General features: G+C 50.1%; 1 protein-coding gene. It reads right to left on the reverse strand.

Annotated elements, in window-relative coordinates; translation table 11 throughout:
- Window positions 1-91: 91 nt before the first annotated feature.
- Window positions 92-1,351: a transcription termination factor Rho gene (gene rho / locus ACTHUE_RS19170; RefSeq protein ID WP_003680905.1), complete on the reverse strand. Its 1,260-nt coding sequence runs from the start codon at window positions 1,349-1,351 to the stop codon at window positions 92-94.
- Window positions 1,352-1,368: the final 17 nt, after the last annotated feature.

The raw sequence follows: 1,368 nt of genomic DNA on the forward strand, positions 1-1,368 counted from the left end.
GATAATAAGTTTTGCCAATTCATTCGGATGGTCATAAAGGTTCCTCAAGCAAAGTAAAGGCCGTCTGAAACATATTCAGACGGCCTTATGCTTATTTACCGCGCATCAATTCAAAGAAATCGTCGTTATTTTTAGAGTCTTTGAGTTTGCCCACCAAAAACTCGGTCGCTTCGATTTCGTCCATAGGATGCAGGAATTTGCGCAAGAGCCACATGCGTTGCAACTGATCGTTCGGCACCAGCAATTCTTCGCGGCGCGTACCGGATTTATTGATACTAATGGCCGGGAACAGGCGTTTTTCGGCCATACGGCGGTCAAGGTGCAATTCCATATTGCCCGTGCCTTTGAACTCTTCGTAAATCACGTCGTCCATGCGGCTACCGGTTTCAACAAGCGCTGTCGCAATAATGGTAAGCGAACCGCCCTCTTCCACATTACGCGCTGCGCCGAAGAAGCGTTTCGGACGGTGCAAGGCGTTGGCATCGACACCGCCGGTCAAGATTTTGCCCGAAGTCGGCACAACGGTATTGTAGGCGCGCGCCAAACGGGTAATCGAATCCAGCAGGATGACCACGTCTTTTTTGTGTTCAACCATACGTTTGGCTTTTTCAATCACCATCTCGGCCACTTGTACATGGCGTTGCGCCGGTTCATCAAACGTAGAGGAAACGACTTCGCCGCGTACAGAACGGCTCATTTCGGTCACTTCTTCCGGACGCTCGTCAATCAACAGGACAATCAGCTCGACATCGGGATAATTGGCGGTAATAGCGTGGGCAATGTTTTGCAACATCACGGTCTTACCGGTTTTAGGCGGCGCCACCAACAATGCACGTTGGCCTTTACCGATTGGGGAAACCAAGTCGATAGCGCGGCCGGTCAGATTCTCTTCGGCTTTGATGTCGCGCTCAAGTTTGAATTGTTCGGTTGGGAATAAAGGCGTGAGGTTTTCAAAGAGGATTTTGTGTTTGCAGACTTCAGGCTGATCGCCGTTGATGGTATCGAGGCGGACAAGTGCGAAATAGCGTTCGTTGTCTTTAGGTACGCGCACGCTGCCTTCGATGGTGTCACCGGTGTGCAGATTGAAGCGGCGGATTTGCGTGGGCGAAACATAAATATCGTCAGGACCGGCAAGGTAAGAAGTATCTGCGCTGCGCAGGAAACCGAAGCCGTCGGGCAGGATTTCGAGTGTGCCGGAACAGGTAAAGCTGACATTTTGCTTCATCATCTGGCGGACGATGGCAAAAACGAGGTCTTGTTTGCGGAAACGGTTGGCGTTTTCAATGCCATGTTCTTCTGCCATTTCCAAGAGTTTGGAAATGTGGAGGGTTTGGAGTTCTGAAACGTGCATAGTATTGATATATTTTG

It is taken from the genome of Neisseria sp. P0021.S005, assembly GCF_051956955.1.